Below are 18076 nucleotides of genomic sequence, written 5' to 3'. Positions count from 1 at the left end.
CGGTGGCGCCGTGTTCGAGTTGCTGGGCGAAGCTGTCGCAGGCATTGATGAGGTTCTGCAGATCGCTGCCGTCCCCGCCGGCGACATCCTGCCAGTACGTGGACATCGCATCGTGGATCTTGCCGTCGATAGCGGACAAAGCCGTGTTCATCGCTTGATCGGCAGGACTCTGCAGTTCCCGCAAGGCATTAGCCATATTCGACCAGTGTTCGGCCGTTCGGCGCATGGCGTCTTCGTCGCCCTCAGGCCAATGCCCGATGAGGAAGTCCTCCAGCCATCCCAGCGGGCCCGGAAGACGCGGAAACCACAGAGTCATAGGTGTCGTCCCTACAGCGGCCGGTACTGGTCGGCGTTGTGTTGATCTTGGTTTTGGAGGCCGTTGGCGGTGGTGGTGAGGCGGTCACCGGTTGTCTTCAGCTTGGTCGCCAGATTCGCCAGTGCGGCAAGGCATTCCCCGACGCTGCCCTGGCCGTCACCCTGCGGATAGTTCTGCTCGAACTGTTGTCCTGGCTTGTCCTCACCCCAGCAGCGGCCCTCGGACTGAATACCCTGCCGAAGCGTCTCCAAGGCCGAATTCACATCATCGCCCAACTGCTCGAACTGCGGCGATACCGCCCGTAACCGGTCGGGATCAGCCCACAGTTCAGCCATGTTCGCACTCCCACATCAGGTTTCGGACAGTCTTCGACTTAGACGCTGCGGCAGCGCCTTTGGTTCCAAACGATCTATGTCAGCTCAACGTGATCGCTCGGGCGGCGGCGATGTCCGGGACAGCACTGCTTGGATATCCCGCAAACTCGGTGCGCCCGGGATGATTTCGTTGAGATCGGCCATACCATCCACAACCGACTTGATGGGCGCGAGCACCTTCTCACGGGCTGCGGCCGCCGCCTCGACCGCGCCACGGATCGCGGCATTGAGATCCTCGCTCAACTGCTGCGGTGTACTGCGACGGTAGGCGTCATCGGCGACGGTGATCTCGGTGACCATCCCGGACGAGTTCACCGTCACCCGCGCGAGATTCTTCGGTGTCGTGGCATGGATCTTCATCGCGGCCAGCTTGCGCTGGATCTCGCCCAATTCGTCGATCTCACGGTCGAAGTCGTTCTGGATCGCATCCAATGCCGAGCGCAGCCCAGCGTTGGCGGACCGGATCTGCTCCTGTTCCCATCGCTCCACGCGATCACCCACCATCGGATTCTGTTGCCAGACGGCCGCTTTCGGCGGCAGTCCACTCATGCCACCAATCGGCCAGATCCGAGCCACGCAACTCCATGTTCGGGAAGCTTTCGGGGTTGACGATCACAACCGTCCGCTCCTGCGTGCACACTTGCTCGAGCACTTCCCGGCCCGGGACCGTCCGGCGCAGCCACGGGTTGACATCACTGGGCAACATGCCCGCAGAGGTATGGACCTCCAAGAGCATGGATTCGCCTACCGCGTGCAGCGGCAAACCCCGCTGGCCATCTGGATCGTCGGTGGGCAGAACCACAATGAGCTCACTGCGGCTGAACGCGTCGATGAATCGACCGATGTTGTTGAACCCGTACTCGACTCGCCACATCACCAGCTCGAACTCGTTCGTGATGTCCCGACGTGCGTACTGCGGAGTCGGTATGAAATTTGGATTCAACCAGATCTCAGCGAATCCGCCCTTGTCGTCGGCCAACCAGCCACCGATCACGTTGGTCTGCTGGATTGCCGACTTGTCGGCCCGCGGGTCCACGAAGTGCTTCCACTTGCCTGGATTCGCATGTGCCCACGCGAAATCCGCGTCGGTCGGCTCGGGCAAGACCTGGGGATTGTCACACGGACAGTCGGAAATATGGAGCTTGTCCTGTTGAGCCCGCTGGCTCAGATTCATAACCGCCCCTACCATTCGTTCGGGCCAAGATGGACACACTTGGACGTCCCGGCCAGATCAACTCGCAACCTTATCTCGCGAAAACCACACACCTTGTTGCGCAGGCGAATAGAACCGCCCACTGATAGAGCTCGCTAGATCAGCCAGGACTTCGGTGTGCCATAACCTTCTTCTCTGGCCTCGTCCTCATCGGTCCAATCGGTCGGCATCACGTAGTTGTCCCTGCTGGTCTTGCGCCCCGCTGCGGCAGCCCTAGCCCGGTCGGCGGCTTCGCGTAGCAGTCGATCATGCTCGGCACGGGCCTCGCCAGCCGCTCTTTCTTCCGGGGTCTGCTGGTGCTGTTGTTCCCGCTGGATCAGCTCTTGGCGGACGTCGTCGAACACCTCGGCGCCGCTACGAGCTGTCCGCGCATCGGCGTCGAGAAACCGGTTGAGAACCGTACGCGAAGCCGCGGTGTAGTCGGCGAGAATTTGGTCCATCTCGGCCGCATAGTTCATTTCTGATCGCCCATTTCGATCTCGATCTTCACGCCGTCGTCTCGTGGAGCCGGTGTTGTCGCGGGCTCGGGTGCCGATGCCGGATCGGTCGGCGCTTCGATATCCGAGGCCACTTGTGATCCGCTGTCCAATGGCCCGGCCGTTGCAAGCACCGGTTCCAGGGGCGTTGCGCCGTCCGGTCCGGGTGGGGCGTCGATTACCCCATCGAAACCTGGAGAGGTGTTCCACATCGGTTGTGGTAGAACGAGTCCGGTGGAGCTGCGGTCGCGCTCTGCTGAGCTCTTGCCTCCGGCCGCGCTGCTTCCAGGCATGCCGCTTGCCGTGGAACCCGTGGCTGCTGGTGATCCGCTCGCGTACGAGCCGGAGGTGGAATCCGTTGCCGCAGCATGCGGTGTCTGCGCCACTGACGTTCCCGACGGCGTTTCCGGCACGGACAGTGTTGCCGTTGGCGCCTCCACCCGCGTTGTTGCCCTATTATCTGCTGTGGAGCCGACATCAGGGGCTCCGGCGTCGGGGGTCGTTGAAGGCGTTGTCGTCGATTCCCCACCCGGGGCAAAGAACGGCACGCCATCCTTGATCCCCATCGAGTACTGCTGCGACTTACCGTCGGGGCCGGTGATCTTCGCGGTGACCGTACCGTCGGGTGCCTGCGTTACCGTCATACTGTGGCCAGCGACAGTGAAGGTCGCGAGCGTCTTCGATCCGGAAAAATCATTCGTGGTGGCCGTCGGTGAGCCGGTACCGGCTGTGGTGCCGCCGAGTCCGGTCAATCCTTGTTGAACGGTAGTACCGAGCTGGCTCAGACCCTGCTGCACGGTCTGTCCGGCCTGGCTGGCAAGGCTGGCAAGGCTGGTCAATGTCTGCAGCGGATTTGTTTGTGATGTGGTCGGGATGGCTGATGTGGGGGTTTGCGATGTCGGTTGGGTCGGCGTCTGCGGTGTGGTCGAGTCGACCCCCGCGGTCTGGACGCTGGTGTTCGCGGCGCCGGGTTGCGGCGTGGAAGTTGGCGTTGTCGGTTGTTGATCCTGCGGCTTGGGGAACGGTTTGGGGTCGTGGTTGTCCAGCAGGTCCATCGCTGGCTGATAGGCGCGGCGGATGTAGTAGTCGGCCAGCGCGCACTGGTGCACAAAGGCTGTGAAAGCCTCCCGCACCGCAGGGCCAAAATGACCGGTCAGCCATTGTTTGCACGCCGACTGGATCTTCGACATGTTGCCCGCGTTGTTCAGCATGACCGTGCCGTCGGACTCGGTAATGTGCAGCTGCCGGATTGCGACTTGTGTGTCGTTACCCAACCAGTCCCTATCCCCCGATGCCACCGTGATCATCGCGCTCACTGGGTCTTCGGCGCCGCTGAGCCGCATGGCGTGCCCGGCGACCGGACATTGGGAGCTGTCGAACGCGGCGACGAAATTCGCCTTGTCCCTGACGATCTGCAACAGCACGTCCGGCAGCCCATTGACAGCCGCCGCAACCGCTTGCAAGTACTGGCTCTGCTGGTCAGCATGCGCGTGGAATCCGGCCAGATAGTCCTGCGCGGCCCCGCCGGCATTCCCCTGCCATGCCTCTGGCACCGCATCCTTCACACCAGCCAGGTTGGTCGTGATATCAGTGGTGCTGGGGTGGGAATCAGTCCCTGAGGAGGCACCGGCGAGCGCTGCGGCCAGACTACGCAAGCTGTCGAGCTTCATGCTTCGCTGTTGGTCGTAGTACTTCCACTCCAGACGGCGCATCTCATCGTTCGGATCCCTGATGGTGTTGATAGGTTCACCGCCAACCGCACCTTCACCGCCGACCGCCGCACCATCGACACTCACCGGCTCGACGACGATGCTGTCGAACCCCGGCAGCTTCAACACATCCCACACACGGTGGTAACGAACCAGCGCCAACCGGAACCACTCGAGCCCAGGAGCAGCCTGATCCAGTAGTTTGTTGACATCGGAACCAGTGAGTTTCGGCTTGTCGTTCCAGATCGCCTTGTCGAAGACGTTGTTGCCGTCTTCCTTGAGGAAGCGAGCAAGGTCCTGCTGCGCCTTGTTCAGATTGGCCTGATACTGCTGCTCATACTGTTGGGGAGCCGTCATGCTGACGGTCCCAGCCCGTCGTCGGCTGCGGCAATCTGAGCACCAGACTCTTGATCGGTGTTCACTGTCGTGGTCACTGCCTGCCGCAGAACCTCGACCGTAGCGCCGGAAGCTTCAGACCATGACTGCAGCATGGTGACAATCCCGTCGATACCCGCCGCGAGTTTCTTCCCCTGCTCCAAGTAGTCCTGCCCGGCATGAGCTGCCTCGAATCCAGCACCCGCGATCCGCGTCGCGTGCCCCTGCGTGGCATCAACGGCTGGTTCGATCGTGCTTGCCATACCAAGCACCGACTCCGGGACGAAAAGCATGATCCTCCTCACCCCCCGATGTCACCCACCGAAAAACTAGCCTTAGGAAGCAAGGCCGCGTCACGATCATGTCAGAACCAGAAGGAAGCACGCCAGTCGAAAGACATTGCTTTGCAATGTCTTTAACCCCTGGGTGACAGTGGACCGGATACGACTGCAAGGTTACTTCAGGTGTCGTGCGATCGAGCTGACGGATCCTTCGGATGCGCGGGGGATCGCCAGGGGCAAGGATTGCGTCCCCGCGTGAACAGGATGACGCCACTGATACCAACAGGGTGGCGTCATCCTATTCGGTGATTTTGAGTTGGCGGGATCGTTTGACGTCCTGGAAGGACTCGTAGGTGTGCCGACCGAAGGTCTTGAGCAGCGTCTTCAGCTTCGCGGCCTCGAATTTCGGTACCAGGCACTGCTCGTAGAGTTCCGGGTCGGCGGCTTTGACCAGGTCGGGGTTGATGAGTCGTCGTTCAAGGGTCCGTTCCCAGGTAGCGACTCCGGCGATTCCGCTGGCGGTGCCGATGGCGAGTTTCAGTTCGGTCTCCACCCGCGTCTTCTCGGCGGCGACACGGTCGCAGTCGATCCGCAGCTGCTGCTCCCGGGCGTTCAACTCGATCCACCGCCGCCGCAGCCCGTCGACGGTGTCATCGGACGGCAGGACGGTTGGGTTGGGCTCGACATCTTCGAGTTGTTCGACCTGCCTCTTCTTCGGCAGTTCGTCGGTGAGCCAGGCACGGCACTGCACGAAAACCTGCGGGACTTCGACTCCGGTAAACCGGTATATCTCCGATCCACCTTCCTCGCCGCGCCGGTCGGCCCACGTGTCCTTGATGTACTTCTCCAGCGCCTTGTACTCGTCGGTTTCGATGGCATCGAACAACGACAACGGGTACGGGCAGCCCGTCTGCAGCGAGTTGCGGCGCTTGGCCGGAGTCATGGTGGTCTGCCCAATCTTGAACAGATCTTCTCCGCCGAGACGGAATGCGTAGATGTACCCCATTTGCGGAACCCCCTTGTGTCAGTTCGATTTCCGCCAGAGCAAGGATTGTCCTGGACTATTGGCGGATGCTCCATGATGGACTGACACGAACCGCCGCCACAACAGGGCGAGGCGAGACGAAGCGGATCAAAACATGGGTGTCGTGTACACGCGGGAGGAGCTGGTTGAGCCAGCCGCCGACCGCGCCTCGTCCGCCCCCAATGCCGTCTCGGGTGGCGTGAGGTCTAGGCAGCTCGTGAAACATCTACGTGCAGACAGGGGTTCGCGAGATACGCTTGAATATCGCGCGAGGTGGGGAGGTCGCTGTGCTGCCGTTGGTCAACGACGGTTCGGAGCTATCGCCCGCCGAGCAGCGGTTGGCCGAATGGATCGAGTGGAGTCCCGCGCAGCCCGGGGTGGCGCTGCTGGACGTCGAGGTTCCGACCGTGACTGTAGTCGCCAGCTCGACGCGCTGATCTGGACGCCGCAGCGGTGTATCGCGGTGGAGGTCAAGGGATTCCGTAGCCGCCAGGATGGGATGCTGGTGGTGCCTCCGAACGGGCCATGGCGGATGGACGACGGGCAGGTCGCTGACATCTACGGCAACGATATCGACCACAACCCGATAAACCAGGTGCGTGCCAACACACTGGCCGCCAAGAACTGGATCGGTGAGGCGACCGGGCGCCGTCTACGACGGCAGCCAGGACGTGAACGCCGAAACGGGCATCGGCCGGACGATGTGTGCAGTGGACCTTCCGGTCTGCCAGAAGGCAGCTCGTCCCGGTAGGTCGACTCACTCGCCCTTGGCTACTTTCTTGACGGCCATTGCCGGTGGCGAACCCTTGGCACTTGCGTTGCTCGACGACAGGTGCTGCTCGGCGTCGGCGAGTAGTGCTGACGGTGTCGTTGCCAGCGCTTCCGCCAGGTCCCACAGTCGATCGATCTGCACGCCGCTGTTGCCCAGCTCGATGCGGGCGATTACGGGTCTGGATACGCCTGAAGCGGCGGCCAGTTCGTCCTGATTCATCTTCGCCGCCTCGCGGGCTCGCCGAATCGCAGCACCGACCGCGTCCCGCCTCATCTTGCGCACCTTCCTTTGCTGCGGAGACAGCGAGGCTTCCGGTACGGGCATGGCCGCATCATCGCACGGCGCACCCTCCTCAAGCCCGCATCAGCCGCGCGGAACGAGACGTGCATCTGAGCCGAGTATATCGCACGCGATACAAACGGCATGTAAACGATGGTGACACGCGGGGCAAAAATGCACCCTGCGAGACGTGAAGGATGCCAGGCTGTGACGCGTCGATCGCTAGGGGCGCGGGGCCACCGTCTATCACCTCATCAGGTGTTCGAATGACCGGAAGGAATGCAGTTGTCGACGTCGATCGTGAAGGGTGCCGCGAAAGGCATAGATGCCGATGCCGAAACATGGCTGGCGACAACCGACCTGGCAGGCGCCCCGAAGGCCGCCATACAGCTATCGCGAGCGATCGCACCGGCCCGGTACGGTTTCGGGGTCCGGCGTCCGCTTGATCTGGCCTCTTCGGATGACCGGACCCACATCGTCCTCGATTTGCTTCGCGCCAAACAGGTTCCTACCGCTGATGCGGTCGATGCCCTGGCACGTCGTTCGCATAGCAGTCGCGGTGTGGGCACACCAACAGCCTGCGACGAGCAGATCACACACGCCGAACGGATCTTGCAAGCCGAGGGCGACTCGCTGGGTTCCGAACTGTCCTCGGCTGTCACACTGCACCGAATCGACCACAATCACGGCCCGACATGGCAGCAAGCGTGGGCGTTCGATGCTGTCAGCAAGTGGTGGCTGCCCCGCGTGGGCGGCATGCCGCCGTTCAAACCGATCGGGCGAATCGCTTTCGCAACGTTGCACAAGGCGGGATGGCTCGCGTCGAATCAGACCGTACGGTCATTGTGTCCCGGTCGCCGCTTCTACGTCCGCTTCTACGGTGACCACGTCTCGCACATGTCACCCGAGGTCGTCGGCTTCGCCGTCGCTACGTTTATCTCGAATGGTGGTCATGCCAACTGTATTGAAATACTCCATGATTGGTGCGGAGACTCTCTGAAATTCCTTCGAGTATGCGGTGGATTGTCGATTCACGCTGTGAGCCCAAGTGGCGTCATTTCTTTCTTTACCGGGGTATGCGGCATGGAACATGAAATTAATGAGGTCGTAAACCTCAGTGCTGTTCAGGATTATGTCTGCGGCTGACAGCAGAGCTGCGGACCCGATCGCGGTAGCTGGTGGTGAATCAATAGGAGGTGCTTTTCTGTAAGTTTCAGGGTAGTGTCGAGCAATGCTCTCAACATGAGCGTCCACGGCGTACCGCAAATTTGACTTCACAAAATCGGAAGACTGCGGCCAAGATGCGGTAATCAATGCGGCCGTCAGGCGGAGATCGGTTATATTGCATTCCTTGTGTGTCGGATTGCCGTGAAGTGCATTTAGAATTTGTTCTTGGCAGCTAATTATCTCTGTCCCGGGTGTCTGTAAGTGTGAATATTCTGCGGTTTCCAGGTAGGTGCGGCAGAGCGTAGCGGCCGACCGTGGCTGTGAGGTGTTTGTTGATATTCGGCATTGTGACGGGGTGTGCGAGGGAATTTGGATTCCATATTAGGTCACCTTTAGGCGCGCTGCGTGGTGCGTGAAAGGATTCTCGTGGGCACTGATCCGATAGGAAGCGGTTGTGTTCAACACAAGCGAAGGCTACGGGTAGATGCCAGTATTTCTTCCAGGGGCCGCCAAGTTGCTGTTGTATTTCTGTCGAATTCCCCGCTAGGCATTGCGGGCAGAATCTAGGGTTTATGCGATATATCCATTTGTCCCATCTTTTTTCAAGTGATAATTCGATAGGGGGATACGGATCCCTCCATGAGGAAAGGGTCAGATTGGTGACCTCGGATTCGTCTAACTGGGTTACAGTCATGAACCTTTCCAACTCCGCATCGGACAACTGCAATAGTTTTCTACCGTTCACGAAGTCTCGGCGGTTCGCAGCCAACCCCGATGCTTGACAGAACTGCAATGGAGTCAGGTCGAGACGGTATGCTGACCGCAGCATGTATCCAACCAAGGACTCGCCTGCCAGTGGCGCCAAGCTGCGGGGAAGTCGGGACCCTCGCGGTGGGGTACTCCTGCGGCTCACGTCGGCTGTGCCCAACGACTCTGTCGTGTCAGAACCACCTGTTGACCGTAGGGCACCAAGCCCTGACCGGCCTGGCAAACGTGCCAAGTCGTGTGGTGATCCAACGAAGCAGAGCCAGTCGCCGCACGAGTGGCGGTGACAACTAAGGCTTGCATGTGACAACTAAGATTTGTCGTCACAGATAGATAGATCAGGGTGATTCCTGATGGTCGGGTGTCGGTGGCCGTGCCAGTATCGAAGACATGTACCCGTCCATGCCCGCGTTCGATGCTGCCCGAGGGGATGACCCTCGCAGTGCCGCGTGGGGCGGTGGGCCGGGTTCGGGCGTCGCGCCCGGGTTTGCCCCGGGGCCCGGGCGCGGCTTCGGCCCCGCGCCGGTGCTGCTGTACACCGAGCCGCCGTATCCCAGGATGGTGCGGCGCTCTGGTGGCCGGATCGTCGGCGGTGTGGCCGGTGGTATCGCCGATCACCTCGGGCTCGACGTCTTCAAGGTGCGGATAGCGTTCGTCCTGCTGTCCGCGCTGGCGGGGGCCGGGATCGTCGGCTACGGGATGCTGTGGATCTTCACCCCTGGCGGCCACGATGCGGTGAAGCCGACCGGTCGGGAGCGCCGGCAGGCGATCGGGCTGGCCCTGCTCGGCATCGGGCTCGCGGTCGGGGTGTCGTGGTTGCTGAGCGGAACCGCGGCGAAGGTGATCGTGCCGATCGTCGTGGTTGCGGTCGGTGCGGCGCTGGTGTGGCGCGAGTACGACACCGACGGCCCGCGGTCGTTGCTCGGGCTGCCCGCGCGTCCCTCGGTGGTGACCTGGTCGCGCATCGTCGCCGGTATCACGATGATCGTGCTCGGCCTCGGTGTGGTCGTGCTGGCCAGGATCGATCTGAGCTCACTCGGTTCTGCGTTGCTCGCGGTGGCGGTCACCTTGATCGGTGCCGGTCTGTTGACGGTGCCGCTGTGGCTGCGCATGATGCGGGCGCTGAACGCCGAGCGCTCCGCCCGCATCCGCAATGAGGAACGCGAGGAAATCGCGTCCCACCTGCATGATTCGGTGTTGCAGACGCTGGCGCTGATCCAGCGTCAGGCCGACGACCCGCAAGAGGTGGCCCGGCTGGCGCGCAGTCAGGAGCGGGAACTGCGCCGCTGGCTCTTCGAGGATTCCGGTCCGGCACAGTCGAGTCTGGCCGCCGCGCTGCGCACGATCGCGGGCGAGGTGGAGGACCAGCACGGCGTGAAGGTGACCCCGGTGACCGTCGGTGATGTCACGATGGACGGTGACGACAGCGGATCCGGTCTGCCGAAGGAGCATTTCACCGCCTTGCTCGGCGCGAGCCGGGAGGCGCTCGTGAATGCCGCCAAACACGCGGGCGTTCCGGAGATCGATCTGTTCGCCGAGGCGGAACCACATCAGGTGAGCGTCTTCGTGCGCGATCGCGGGACCGGATTCGATATCGCGGCGGTGCCGCAGGATCGGCAGGGCGTCGCGAAATCCATCCGCGCGAGGATCGAGCGGCGCGGCGGTTCGGTGGAAATTCTTTCCACGCCGGGCCGGGGCACCGAGGTGCGGATCATCATGCCGCGCACCGATTCCGGTGATCAGGATCGGATCGACGATGCGCAGGCGCCGGTCGGCGACGAACAGCGTGACGGGGCACGACAGACGGTTCGCAACGGTCGATGATCGTGGCTGTCGAACGGCGCTGCGTACTGACGACGTTCGGTTGCTGCCCGGGTTTCAGATCTGTTGTGAGCCGATGATGTCGCATCGGCGGAACTTGGACCGGCGGCGATTCAGATATTCGGGTGCCGCCACAGCGCGTCCGGTCCGGTTGGCGGGCAGCGCATTCGAGGCATTGCATTCGGGCGCTGGGGTGGTAGTGAGTGGCCCGGATGGCGACAGATGCGATCGCAGTTGTGGTACCGATGAAGTGCGGACGGCCTGCGGGCGGTCCGTGCGTCAGGGTGGTCGATCCACCGAGGATGAGGAGAAGTAGGTGACCGTGCGGGTCTTTCTCGTCGATGATCACGCCGTATTCCGCTCGGGTGTGCGGGCGGAGCTGAGCCGGGAAACCGATATGGAGGTGGTCGGGGAGGCCGGTGGTGTGGCCGAGGCGGTCGCCGGGATCAATGCGGCGCGGCCGGATGTGGTGCTGCTCGATGTGCACATGCCCGACGGTGGTGGGGTCGCGGTGCTGTCCGGTATCGATGACGGTCCGGTGTGCTTGGCATTGAGTGTCTCCGACGCCGCCGAGGATGTGATCGCGGTGATCCGGGCGGGCGCGCGCGGCTATGTCACCAAGACCATCTCGGGATCCGAACTGGCCGATGGCATTCGGCGGGTTGCGGGTGGCGATGCCGTCTTCAGCCCGCGGCTGGCCGGATTCGTGCTGGACTCGTTCACCGGAAAGTCACCGGTGCCGGAGCCACCGCTGGATCCCGAACTGGATTCGCTCACCCCGCGCGAACTGGAGGTGCTGCGCCTGCTGGCCCGCGGCTACACCTACCGGGAAATCGCCGAAAACCTCTACATCTCGGTGAAAACCGTGGAAACCCACGCCTCAAACGTTCTGCGCAAAACCCAGCAGTCCAACCGCAACGCCCTGACCCGCTGGGCCCACCGCCGCCGCATCGACTGACCAGTCCAGCCTCTCGGACAAGCGACACCATGCGCTCACCCCGGTGAACATCTGCACCAGCGCATTCTCAGCCGCGTCCCGCACGGGGCTGGGGCGGTTACATCAGGGCGATGATGACGGCGATGATGAGGACTAAGCCGATCAGGAGTCCGATGGCGATGGCCAGGGGGGCGTTGCTCGGCTCTTTTGGTTTGGGGCGCTGGGGGGTGGGCGCGGTGGGGGCGGGGGTGTTGCGGTGTGGGCGGGGGAGGGGGGTCGAGTGGGGGCTGCGGAGGCCCGAGGCCGAATTGCGGGCGGCCCAGGCCGGGATGGTGCCGTCCTCGGTGCGTACGGGGGCGCCGAGGATATAGGGGCCGGTGCCGGGACCGAATGCGGCGGTGAGGATTTCGTCGCGCGCCTCGGCCATTGTCGGCCTGCGCTGCGGCGCGGGTTCCATCATGTGCAGCAGCGCATTGGTGAGCATGCCGCTGCGGCTGGGCGGGATGATCTGGGCCATGGCCGCGCGGTAGACCACGGCATCGGTGTCATCGTCCATACCGAACGGCGGTTGCCCCTCGATCGCGGTGTACAGCGTCGCGCCGAGGGAGAACACATCGCTCGCCGTGGTCGGCTGCGCACCGCGCGCCACCTCGGGAGGTAGGTAGGCCGGTGTGCCGGTGATCATGCCGTCCGGTTCATCGGAGTTGTCGGTCGCACCGCGGGAGATGCCGAAGTCGCTGAGCTTGGCCAAGCCGACGCCGGGGCCGCGGTCGGCGACGAGAATATTGCCCGGTTTGATATCGCGGTGCACGATGCCCGCGGCGTGCGCGGCCGCCAACGCGTCGGCGACCTGCGCCCCGATCTGTGCGACCTCGACCGGCGGCAGGGTGCCCGCCAGCGCCAATGCCCTTGCGACACTTCGTGATGGCAGATGTTCCATCACCAGCCACGGCTCGCCCGCCTCCAGCACCACGTCGTACACCGCGATGGCGTGCTCATGTGAGAGCTTGGCCGCGACCCGGCCCTCGTGCATGATCCGATTGCGGATCTCGGTGGCCTCGGCCTCGGGGAGTTCGGCGGTGGAGAGCACCTGTTTGATCGCGACGTCCCGGTTGAGCAGGCGATCGTGTGCGAGCCAGACCGCACCCATGCCGCCGCCACCCAGCTTCGACTGCAGACGGTAGCGGCCAGCGACAAGATATTCGGGGCCGACTATGGGACGAGCGCGTTCGGTCACGGGTGCAGGGTATCGGAAAATGGGGTTAACTGGCCTGATTCGAGACCGACACCCTATTGTGCCAGTAGCCGATCCGGGTGCATGCCGTCCACCATGCCGATGAAGGGTGGGTGGATGCTGTAGCCGAGCATGCGCCGGATTTCCGGGGATACCGCGCGCACCGTATCGCGACTCGTCGAGAGGGTGAACGCCTCCTGCGTGCGCAACCACGGCTCGCAGTACTGCGCGGTGGCGGCCAGGCGCGAGCGCGCCGAGCGGTTCGCGCCACCGCCGTGCCAGAGGGTGCCGAGGAAGAAGACACACGATCCGGCGGGCATGACGCCGGGCACGCGCAGGTCGTCCTGCTGCGGTGTCCGACCGTCCGGCCAGCGGTGGCTGCCCGGGATCAGCATGGTCGCGCCGTTCTCGGCGGTGAATTCATCGATCGCCCAGATGGTGGCCGCCGACAATGCCTTTCGCGGTCGCGGCACCGGGTAGAAGCCGTCGTCGGGATGCAGGAGTTGGGCATTCTCGCCGGGGGCGATATTGATGATTTGCAGTTGCGACAGCAGGTAATTGGGCACTAGGAGTCGATCCAGCAGAGCCAGTACGCGGGGATGGTCGACCAGCCGATCGATCATGCGCGTCTTGCCGAGCACACTGTAGAGCCGCTGAGTGTGGTGTCCCTCGAACGCATTTCGCCCGTTCGGGCCCAGGAGGGGCAGCAGTTCGGTCCGCAGGGCGGCACATTGCGCCGGGTCGAGCAGTCCCTCGAGGATGACGTAGCCGTCACGGTCGAGGGCGGCGAGATCGGCGTCCACCTGTGCGGCGGGGATATCGCGCGGCGCGTGCACCGCGCGATGGGTTCGGGACAGGTCGCCGGTCAGATCCTCGAGTCGTTCGACCTCGGGCTGGATATTGCTCATCGCTGTTCTTCCCTTCCCGCGCCGGTTGCTCCGGCCACGAATTCCCAGACTTGATCGGCGACGACGGCACGGTCCGGTCGCGGGCTGCGGGTGAGCGCCACCGCCACGGCCATGTGCACGCCGCCGAGAACGGCCGCGACGAGCAACTCCGGGTCGCGATCCGCGGGCACCGCGCCCTGGCGCTGGCCCTGAGCCATATTCCGGATGCCGACCTCGATCGCCTGCTGCAGTCGCTGGCGTTCCACACCCGCCGCTTCGGCATCGCCGAAGCGGCCGAGTGCTACGGGGGCGAGCGGATCGTCATAGAGGAAGTTCACCCAGGCCACGACGCGCGCGTGTTCGCGTTCGCGCCAATCCTTTCCGGCGAACTCCGCATAGGTGACGTGCTCGCCGAGGCGGTCGTAGAAGTCGGTGATAACGGCGGTGAGCAGGCCGCTGCGTGAGCCGAAGTATCGGTAGGGCAGCCCGACGCTGACTCCGGCGCGGCGGGCGACGGCCGCCACCTCGAGTTCCCCGGTTTCGCTCAGCTCCGCATGCGCCGCCTCCAACAGTCGTCTGCGTGCGGTCGCCCCCCGTCGCGACAATTCTTGGTCGGTCATGACTCCGCCTCGCTGGCGCTCGGCTCCGTCATGACCGACATGTCGCCTGTATTGATGGTCGCTCGCTCATATCTCCGATAGTAAGTTGAGTTCAACTCAAAAACAACGGCATCGTTGCGAACCGGTCGGGGTCGGTGCGCGGACTTGACGGAATTCGGGGGTGGGTTTCTACTGAGCGAGTATCGAACGTATATTCGATATCGATCGATAGCTGGATCGGTGCTGACTCCTTGATCGTGAAGGTTCGCTCCGTGTGCTTCGCCTCGGGTCCATCGTGGAAGTAGGTGGTTGTGATGGGTTCGGATGAGGATTCAGGGGCGGGGAGACGGCGGGACGGTATGCCGTCGAGGGATAGACCGACATTGGATGAGCTGCGCCGACGGATGGCGGCGATACCCGGGCGCGGGGAAGCGGCGGCCGAGCGGATGCCTCGTGCCGTCGAATTGCGCCGGGAAGCGCTGGCCGTGCCGCCCGCCCTTGCCGAGCTGTTGCCCGAAGGCGGTCTGGTCAAGGGTTCGGTCGTGGCCTACTCGGGTGCGAATTCACTGCTGGTTGGGCTGCTGGCCGCGGTGACCGAGGGCGGCGGACATGCCGCGGTGGTCGGGGTGCCCCGGCTCGGGCTGCTCGCCGCGGTCGAGATGGGCGCGCAGCTGCAACGCCTCGCCGTCGTCGCCGATCCCGGCCCGGATCCGGTGGAGGTGGCCGCGGTATTGCTCGACGGTCTCGATCTGGTGGTGCTCGGTCTCGGCGGTGCCGCCGTGGCCCCGTCGCGCACCCGCGTCATCGCCGCCCGCGCCCGCAGCAAGGGCGCCACCCTGGTGGTCACCGACGGTCGCTGGCCCAACCCGTCCCTACGCCTGGACACCCGCGTCGCCGGATACGGCGGCCTCGGCGCCGGTCGCGGGCGGCTCCGCTCGGTGCGCCTGGAGGTCGCGGTCCGCGGCAAGGTGGGACCGCCATGCCATGGCCGAATCGAACTGCGGCCCAATGCGAGTCGCGTGGAGTGGGTGTCGCTGGAAACGGTCGCATCGGTGCGCGAAGAAGCGGTCGAGGCGCGCGGTGCGGCGTCATGAACGAGGTGACATCCGATGCGTGCGGTGCGGCACCGTGATTCGGATGGCTGCGCGATGTCGATCGGTATCGGCGCGGTGCTCGCGGGAGTAGGGCGGTGATTCAGCCGAGTCGGGTGCGCGGTGGTGCGCGGGTGCTGGCGCTGTGGTGCCAGGACTGGGGGGCGGTTACGGTGGCGGCGGTGGCGCGGGTGCCCGCGACGCGGCCGGTGGCGGTGCTGTTCGGCAATAAGGTCGTGGAGTGTTCGGCCATTGCCAGGGCCGAGGGGGTGCGGTGCGGGCTGACCAGGCGGGAGGCGCAGTCGCGGTGTCCGAATGTATATGTCGCGCAGGCGGACCCGGATCGGGATGCGCGGCTGTTCGAGCCGGTGGTCGCGGCCATCGACGCGACGGTGCCGGGGGTGGAGGTGCTGCGTCCGGGGCTGCTCGTGCTCGGGGCGCGGGGTGCGGCCCGATACTTCGGGTCCGAGGAGGCGGCGGCCGAGCGGCTCGTCGACGCGGCGGCCGCGGTGGGTGTGGAGGCGCAGATCGGCATTGCCGATGAGTTGTCGACGGCGGTGATCGCGGCGCGGTTCGCCGTGATCGTGCCGACCGGTGCGGGTGCGCGGTTCCTGGCGCCACTGCCGGTGCGGGAACTCGCGCTCGAACCCAGCCTGGCCGCACCGGAGCGCAGTGATCTGGTGGATCTGCTGCACCGCTTGGGATTGCGGCGCATCGGTGATTTCGCGGCGCTGACCTCGACCGAGGTCACCTCGCGCTTCGGCGCGGATGCCGTGCTGGCGCACCGCTGCGCCAGGGCCGTGCCGGAGCGCCCGCCGTCCGCGCGCCGTCCGCCGCCGGAGCTGGCGGTGCAGTACCGCTGTGATCCACCGATCGATCGGGTCGATGCCGCCGCCTTCGCGGGCCGCCTGCTCGCCACCCAATTGCACGAGGCGCTGTCGCGTGCCTCGATGGCCTGCACTCGGTTATCGGTGTCGGCGGAAACCGAGGCGGGTGAACAACTTTCGCGCATCTGGCGGTGCGCGGAACCGCTGACCCCGGAGGGTACCGCGGATCGAGTGCGCTGGCAGCTGGACGGCTGGCTGACCCGCCGCGACCGCCCCACCGCACCGATCACCCTGCTGCGGCTGGAACCCGTCGAAGTCGTTGCGGCGGGCGCACTTCAGCTCGGTCTGTGGGGCGGTGTCGGCGAGGAGGACGAGCGGGCCCGCCGCGCCCTGATCCGGGTGCAGGGCCTGCTCGGCGGCGAGGCGGTCCGGGTCGGTGTGCTCAGCGGCGGGCGCGGACCCGTCGAACGCATCACCATGGTCGCACTCGGCGACGAGCCGGTTCCGGCCGCCGATCCGGCCCTGCCCTGGCCCGGCCGCCTGCCCCGCCCCGCGCCCACGGTGATCCTGGTGAACCGCCCAGTCGTGTATCTGGAGGCCGCCGATGGAGCCCCGGTGCAGGTCACCGAACGCGGCCTGTTCACCGCCGATCCGGCCCTGCTGCGCTGGGGCAGCAAACAATGGCGACTCGCGGGCTGGGCGGGTCCGTGGCCGGTGGACGAACGCTGGTGGACGCCGGAATCCGATACCCTCTCCGCCGGAATCGCCGCCCGCATCCAGGTGCAGCTCGCCGGTGAACCGGCCGATGTCCGCGTGCTACTGCTCATCTACAACGACCGAACATGGCGTGCTGAGGGGCTTTACGACTGACGGCGTGCGGATGCGTTGCGCAGCTGGCTGTTACAGGTCGCGTCGTGTGCGGGCGAACGACCGTTGTTGGCTTCGGTTCAGCCCAGAATCCAGTAGGTCGCCGCCCGGCCCGACCGCCGCCCGATCGGGCGCAGGATCGGCCGGTTGACAACCTGTTACGGGCGTGACCACACCAGCGCCAGCGTGAACGGATATCCGCGCAGCTCGGCCCATTTCGGCTTGGCCGCGATCCACGCGTCATCCACCAGCGCCTCGGCCATCTCGGTGAGCACCCACCCGGCCGCCGATGCCGCCGATATCTGCTCGCTGATCAAGTGCAGATGTGTGCTGATCGCCACCGGTTCCCCCGCCTCGGGCGTGTAGTGCGTCGGCATACCGGTCACCATCATGAATTGCGGGTGATAGCTGACTGTCACGCACATGCCGCCCGGCGCGGTCAGCCGCCAGGTCTCGGCGTAATAGGGCGCGAGGTCGTCCAGGTGCTCATCGATCAGCGAGGAGATCACCAAATCGTATGCGCCACCGGCCAATCCGGTATCGCGCACATCCGCCTCGGCGAGCGTGGTGTGCACCCCGCGCTCGCGGGCCCGCGCGAGCATCCCCGCACTCACGTCGACGCCATCGATCCGCTGAATTCCCCGCTCCCGCAACCAAGCTCCGGTACGCCCGGTCCCGCAGCCGAGATCAGCGGCGCGCCGCACCCCGCTCCAGTCCGGGTGGTGCAGCCGATCCAGCAGTGCGAGATCCATCTCGTCCATGACGGTCTGCTCATACGTCGGGGCCCACCCGTCATATCCCGCGGCGACATCAACAATGCGATAGTTGCGGCGATCGAAGTCCGCGAAGGAGGGCATGTCCGCAGTATTGCCGTGATCCATCGGCATCCGCCAGACAATTTCCGGCACCACCCCGTCGTTGGCTTCGAATGCCGTGTAACAGATGCTGCACGACCCACCCTCAGGCGAGCACGACGGAGCGAGTTTTACGAGCGACCGTTCGCGGCCCGTCTCGCGTCCGAGTCGTCGAAGCGCATGCGCCGAAGGCGCGAGTCTCGACGGC

20 protein-coding genes are annotated in these 18076 nt (G+C 64.6%); 7 read left to right on the top strand and 13 right to left on the bottom strand.

The window, feature by feature from the left end:
• Positions 1-327: 327 nt before the first annotated feature.
• From ABZW16_RS03265 to ABZW16_RS03235, 7 genes are all read right to left on the bottom strand, one after another.
• On the bottom strand, positions 328-651 hold the full coding sequence (locus tag ABZW16_RS03265) for a hypothetical protein (protein WP_354951652.1): 324 nt from the start codon (positions 649-651) through the stop codon (positions 328-330).
• 84 nt (positions 652-735) lie between these two features.
• The gene (locus tag ABZW16_RS03260; protein WP_354951650.1) at positions 736-1191 is read right to left on the bottom strand and encodes a YbaB/EbfC family nucleoid-associated protein; all 456 of its coding nucleotides are present in this window, start codon (positions 1189-1191) and stop codon (positions 736-738) included.
• Entirely contained in the window at positions 1184-1864 is a 681-nt protein-coding gene (locus tag ABZW16_RS03255; protein WP_354951648.1) for a hypothetical protein, read from the bottom strand. Before ABZW16_RS03255 ends, ABZW16_RS03260 begins: the two co-directional genes overlap by 8 nt.
• Positions 1865-1998: 134 nt before the next feature.
• Positions 1999-2361: a hypothetical protein gene (locus tag ABZW16_RS03250; protein WP_354951647.1), complete on the bottom strand. Its 363-nt coding sequence runs from the start codon at positions 2359-2361 to the stop codon at positions 1999-2001.
• The gene (locus ABZW16_RS03245; protein ID WP_354951645.1) at positions 2358-4445 is read right to left on the bottom strand and encodes a hypothetical protein; all 2088 of its coding nucleotides are present in this window, start codon (positions 4443-4445) and stop codon (positions 2358-2360) included. Before ABZW16_RS03245 ends, ABZW16_RS03250 begins: the two co-directional genes overlap by 4 nt.
• Positions 4442-4756 (bottom strand): hypothetical protein, encoded by a 315-nt coding sequence (locus ABZW16_RS03240; RefSeq protein WP_354951643.1) that lies wholly within the window; start codon positions 4754-4756, stop codon positions 4442-4444. Before ABZW16_RS03240 ends, ABZW16_RS03245 begins: the two co-directional genes overlap by 4 nt.
• 286 nt (positions 4757-5042) lie before the next feature.
• Positions 5043-5750 carry a GIY-YIG nuclease family protein gene (locus tag ABZW16_RS03235; RefSeq protein WP_354951641.1) on the bottom strand — a complete coding sequence of 236 codons (708 nt, stop codon included), beginning with the start codon at positions 5748-5750 and terminating at the stop codon, positions 5043-5045.
• A 275-nt stretch (positions 5751-6025) separates the two neighbouring features.
• Here ABZW16_RS03235 and ABZW16_RS03230 point away from each other — a divergent pair, with 275 nt between their 5' ends.
• Both ABZW16_RS03230 and ABZW16_RS03225 read left to right on the top strand, forming a co-directional pair.
• A complete protein-coding gene (locus ABZW16_RS03230; RefSeq protein WP_354951639.1) occupies positions 6026-6205 on the top strand; it encodes a hypothetical protein in 180 nt (59 codons plus the stop codon).
• Positions 6206-6231: 26 nt separating this feature from the next.
• Positions 6232-6519, top strand: coding sequence for a hypothetical protein (locus tag ABZW16_RS03225; RefSeq protein ID WP_354951637.1), 288 nt, complete (start codon positions 6232-6234; stop codon positions 6517-6519).
• Positions 6520-6525: 6 nt separating this feature from the next.
• On the opposite strand, the gene ABZW16_RS03220 is transcribed toward ABZW16_RS03225, so the two are convergent.
• A complete protein-coding gene (locus tag ABZW16_RS03220; RefSeq protein ID WP_354951635.1) occupies positions 6526-6864 on the bottom strand; it encodes a helix-turn-helix transcriptional regulator in 339 nt (112 codons plus the stop codon).
• Positions 6865-7104: 240 nt separating this feature from the next.
• Between ABZW16_RS03220 and ABZW16_RS03215 the strand changes: the two genes are divergently transcribed.
• Positions 7105-7965, top strand: coding sequence for a hypothetical protein (locus ABZW16_RS03215; RefSeq protein WP_354951633.1), 861 nt, complete (start codon positions 7105-7107; stop codon positions 7963-7965).
• A gap of 253 nt (positions 7966-8218) precedes the next feature.
• On the opposite strand, the gene ABZW16_RS03210 is transcribed toward ABZW16_RS03215, so the two are convergent.
• On the bottom strand, positions 8219-8899 hold the full coding sequence (locus ABZW16_RS03210) for a TniQ family protein (RefSeq protein WP_354951863.1): 681 nt from the start codon (positions 8897-8899) through the stop codon (positions 8219-8221).
• Between the two features lie 410 nt (positions 8900-9309).
• Between ABZW16_RS03210 and ABZW16_RS03205 the strand changes: the two genes are divergently transcribed.
• Positions 9310-10575 carry a PspC domain-containing protein gene (locus tag ABZW16_RS03205; protein WP_354951861.1) on the top strand — a complete coding sequence of 422 codons (1266 nt, stop codon included), beginning with the start codon at positions 9310-9312 and terminating at the stop codon, positions 10573-10575.
• Positions 10576-10894: 319 nt separating this feature from the next.
• Complete coding sequence (locus ABZW16_RS03200) at positions 10895-11530, top strand: response regulator transcription factor (RefSeq protein ID WP_354951859.1); 636 nt, start codon at positions 10895-10897, stop codon at positions 11528-11530.
• A gap of 97 nt (positions 11531-11627) precedes the next feature.
• On the opposite strand, the gene ABZW16_RS03195 is transcribed toward ABZW16_RS03200, so the two are convergent.
• Genes ABZW16_RS03195 through ABZW16_RS03185 form a run of 3 tightly spaced genes read right to left on the bottom strand, consistent with a single transcriptional unit; the run spans position 11628 to position 14250 of the window.
• Positions 11628-12746 carry a serine/threonine-protein kinase gene (locus ABZW16_RS03195; protein WP_354951631.1) on the bottom strand — a complete coding sequence of 373 codons (1119 nt, stop codon included), beginning with the start codon at positions 12744-12746 and terminating at the stop codon, positions 11628-11630.
• Between the two features lie 53 nt (positions 12747-12799).
• Entirely contained in the window at positions 12800-13651 is an 852-nt protein-coding gene (locus ABZW16_RS03190; RefSeq protein WP_354951629.1) for a phytanoyl-CoA dioxygenase family protein, read from the bottom strand.
• Entirely contained in the window at positions 13648-14250 is a 603-nt protein-coding gene (locus tag ABZW16_RS03185; RefSeq protein ID WP_354951627.1) for a TetR/AcrR family transcriptional regulator, read from the bottom strand. The genes ABZW16_RS03190 and ABZW16_RS03185 overlap by 4 nt, the downstream gene beginning before the upstream one ends.
• Positions 14251-14588: 338 nt before the next feature.
• On the opposite strand from ABZW16_RS03185, the gene ABZW16_RS03180 reads away from it, so the two are divergent.
• Complete coding sequence (locus tag ABZW16_RS03180; RefSeq protein WP_354951625.1) at positions 14589-15323, top strand: hypothetical protein; 735 nt, start codon at positions 14589-14591, stop codon at positions 15321-15323.
• Positions 15324-15418: 95 nt separating this feature from the next.
• Positions 15419-17017: a DNA polymerase Y family protein gene (locus tag ABZW16_RS03175; protein ID WP_354951623.1), complete on the top strand. Its 1599-nt coding sequence runs from the start codon at positions 15419-15421 to the stop codon at positions 17015-17017.
• Between the two features lie 155 nt (positions 17018-17172).
• Here the strand turns inward: ABZW16_RS03175 and ABZW16_RS03170 are convergent, their stop codons facing one another.
• Positions 17173-17871, bottom strand: a complete 699-nt coding sequence (locus tag ABZW16_RS03170; protein WP_354951621.1) for a class I SAM-dependent methyltransferase — start codon at positions 17869-17871, stop codon at positions 17173-17175.
• Between the last annotated feature and the right edge of the window lie 205 nt (positions 17872-18076).

Source organism: Nocardia sp. NPDC004604 (assembly GCF_040609795.1).
In the GTDB taxonomy this organism is placed as follows: domain Bacteria; phylum Actinomycetota; class Actinomycetes; order Mycobacteriales; family Mycobacteriaceae; genus Nocardia.
The sequence above is the reverse complement of the archived record's forward strand: the minus strand, read 5'-3'. Positions and strand labels throughout refer to the sequence as shown.

Bases quoted from the DNA above. Each gene is read 5' to 3' on its own strand.
- ABZW16_RS03250 (WP_354951647.1), bottom strand. From the start codon at position 2,361: ATGAACTATGCGGCCGAGATGGACCAAATTCTCGCCGACTACACCGCG.
- ABZW16_RS03235 (WP_354951641.1), bottom strand. From the start codon at position 5,750: ATGGGGTACATCTACGCATTCCGTCTCGGCGGAGAAGATCTGTTCAAG.
- ABZW16_RS03185 (WP_354951627.1), bottom strand. From the start codon at position 14,250: ATGACCGACCAAGAATTGTCGCGACGGGGGGCGACCGCACGCAGACGA.
- ABZW16_RS03245 (WP_354951645.1), bottom strand. From the start codon at position 4,445: ATGACGGCTCCCCAACAGTATGAGCAGCAGTATCAGGCCAATCTGAAC.
- ABZW16_RS03180 (WP_354951625.1), top strand. From the start codon at position 14,589: ATGCCGTCGAGGGATAGACCGACATTGGATGAGCTGCGCCGACGGATG.
- ABZW16_RS03255 (WP_354951648.1), bottom strand. From the start codon at position 1,864: ATGAATCTGAGCCAGCGGGCTCAACAGGACAAGCTCCATATTTCCGAC.
- ABZW16_RS03240 (WP_354951643.1), bottom strand. From the start codon at position 4,756: ATGCTTTTCGTCCCGGAGTCGGTGCTTGGTATGGCAAGCACGATCGAA.
- ABZW16_RS03265 (WP_354951652.1), bottom strand. From the start codon at position 651: ATGGCTGAACTGTGGGCTGATCCCGACCGGTTACGGGCGGTATCGCCG.
- ABZW16_RS03190 (WP_354951629.1), bottom strand. From the start codon at position 13,651: ATGAGCAATATCCAGCCCGAGGTCGAACGACTCGAGGATCTGACCGGC.
- ABZW16_RS03170 (WP_354951621.1), bottom strand. From the start codon at position 17,871: ATGCCCTCCTTCGCGGACTTCGATCGCCGCAACTATCGCATTGTTGAT.
- ABZW16_RS03205 (WP_354951861.1), top strand. From the start codon at position 9,310: ATGGTGCGGCGCTCTGGTGGCCGGATCGTCGGCGGTGTGGCCGGTGGT.
- ABZW16_RS03220 (WP_354951635.1), bottom strand. From the start codon at position 6,864: ATGCCCGTACCGGAAGCCTCGCTGTCTCCGCAGCAAAGGAAGGTGCGC.